Below are 1,615 nucleotides of genomic sequence, written 5' to 3'. Positions count from 1 at the left end.
AATCTCAAATAATAAACGCAAGAAAGGAATATTTAGCTAGTCTTGATAGCTTAGCTTATGAGGGGAGTAGAGAAAAGGATTGGTTTGTAATATTAAAAGATGAATTATATCTTATTGAAGCTGAAGTGGCATTTTTTACTAAAGAGGCATTTCAAAACGCCTATGTAAGAGAAAGCTATAACAAAAGCATTCAAGAAATGTCTAATCAATTATTGAAAGAAGTAGAAAAAGAGCAAGACATACATAAACGCAAGATTTTAGCAAAACAATTAGCTCAAGATGCCAATAAATTTCGCAATGAAATAATGAATGATATGCGTGCTAAAAGCACTACTTGGGGTAGAGTTCGTGCAGAGAGAATAAAAAGCAGGGGTAAAACCTTTGAAGAAATGATAGAGAAAAAAATAAAAGATTTAAGTTACAATAAACCTTTTGAGCAACTTACAAAACAGGAACAAACAAAAGTATTTGAAGAAATTATTAAATCTTCTGGTGAACCTAATAAAAAAATTAATGTTAAAATGTTAATAGCTAAGAATTTTGCTAGGGGAATTATTGTTTTTAGCATAGGTTATTTGATATATGATTTGTATGTAAGTGAAAATAAGGCTAGAGTTATAATTTCACATAGTGCAACTATTGGAGGTGGGTTTGTGGGTGGTGGTTTGGGAATGTGGGCTGGACTTATTTGTGGTCCCTATGCTTTTGTATGTGTGCCAACATTTGGTGGTTTGGGTGTGGTTGGTGGGGGATATTTAGGGCATACGGTCGTAAATGAATGGTTTGATGATGAAATTAATGCGTTATTAAAGGAATACAACCTTGACTAAGCTATCGCAACAAGAATTAGAAATTTGCTATATTTTAAGTAGGATTTTTAACTATTATACTTCTTATGTTGAAATATTAGGCCATATAGAGTACGATCTAGAATTTTATAAAAATGGATTCTTTCCAGAATATGCCTATTTAGTCGGCAAAGAGGAATGCTTTGCACTTTTTAGAGTGAGGCGAAAATATAAACAAGTGGCAAGAGAGATTAAGACTATAAAGAGCGATTTTATTCAAAAAGACTTAGAGAGATTATTCCCCATTGTAGCTTTATATTGTATGAAGACTCCGCTTTTTTATGATGCACTTGAGGTTTGGGCTATGGAGGAGGGTTGGGATAAAGTGGAGTTTATGCAAGGGATTATAAAGATAAAGGACATATCATATTTTCATAGAAAATACATAGCATTTAGAACAAAATACCATTATAAGATTGCGTGTTGTGTGTTTGGCTTTACACAGCATTCTTTAGAGGAGCAAAAGCAATTATTAAAGCAAGATAGCTCCATACATTTCCCTACGCAATATGATAAATATATGCATGCTGTTTGTTGTATAGCATTCATATTAGTGTTTATTGTGTGGATTGTTAAAGTGGTGGGTTAGTCGCACAACAGAGATTCTTAGAATCTAACAACGCCTCAAATCAAATAATAAGCTTTATAAGATTTATAAAGATAATTCAAATAATATAGCACAAAGCTCACTAGGAAATACACAAGAAAGCAATCCAACACAAAATAATCAAAACCATCACAATACAAACAATACTCAAGAAAATCAC

Annotated in this window: 1 protein-coding gene and 1 pseudogene; both read left to right on the top strand. The window is 32.2% G+C overall.

Translation table 11 applies throughout. From position 1 onward, the window contains the following. Positions 1–830: pseudogene (locus HCCG_RS10780) on the top strand (hypothetical protein); the annotation flags it as partial. Then, a complete protein-coding gene (locus tag HCCG_RS10775) occupies positions 823–1,437 on the top strand; it encodes a hypothetical protein (protein WP_002957581.1) in 615 nt (204 codons plus the stop codon). The pseudogene HCCG_RS10780 and the gene HCCG_RS10775, both read left to right, overlap by 8 nt. The last annotated feature ends 178 nt before the right edge of the window (positions 1,438–1,615 follow it).

Source organism: Helicobacter cinaedi CCUG 18818 = ATCC BAA-847, from assembly GCF_000155475.1.
Classification (GTDB): Bacteria; Campylobacterota; Campylobacteria; order Campylobacterales; family Helicobacteraceae; genus Helicobacter_C; species Helicobacter_C cinaedi.
Note: the sequence above shows the minus strand (reverse complement) of the source record. Positions and strands in the feature narration are given on the sequence as shown.